The following is a 544-nucleotide window of genomic DNA, read 5'->3' as shown; positions in this document are numbered from 1 at the left end:
CGAGGCCGAGCTGACCCAGCGCCTCGCCGCCGCCCGCGAGGCGGTGCGCTCGGTGCGGCTCGACGAGCGCACGCTGCGCACCATCGCGCGGGTGTGCGCCGGCTTCGACGTCGACGGCATGCGCGCCGACATCGTCACCGCGCGGACCGCCGCGGCGCACGCCGCCTGGCAGGGCCGCACGCAGGTGACCCGCGAGGACATCCGGGCCGCTGCGCTGCTCTCCCTGCCGCACCGGCGCCGTCGTGCTCCCTTCGACGCTCCGGGGCTCGACGAGGACCTGCTCGACCGGCTGCTCGACGAGGAGCCCGAGGACGACCCGCCGGGTGGCGGCGAGGAGGAGCCCGACGGCGGCGACCAGCCCGACGAGGGCCCGGGCGAGGCGCCCGACGCCGACCCCTCCGCCGCCCCCGACGCTCGACGACGTCCGGCGACCAGCCCCCGTCCGGGCCACAGTCCGTCCGCCGAGCCGACCCCCCGGACCTCCCCGGACGAGTCCGCGGAGGCCCCCGAGTCACCCCCTTCGCCCCCTGCGGGTGCCACGCCG

General features: G+C 79.2%; 1 pseudogene. It reads left to right on the top strand.

Going from position 1 to position 544, the window contains the following annotated elements:
• Positions 1–544, top strand: a pseudogene (locus AC2W7J_RS18710) (magnesium chelatase); the annotation flags it as partial.

Source organism: Janibacter sp. CFPM2_SD2 (genome assembly GCF_057364645.1).
The sequence above is the reverse complement of the archived record's forward strand: the minus strand, read 5'-3'. Positions and strand labels throughout refer to the sequence as shown.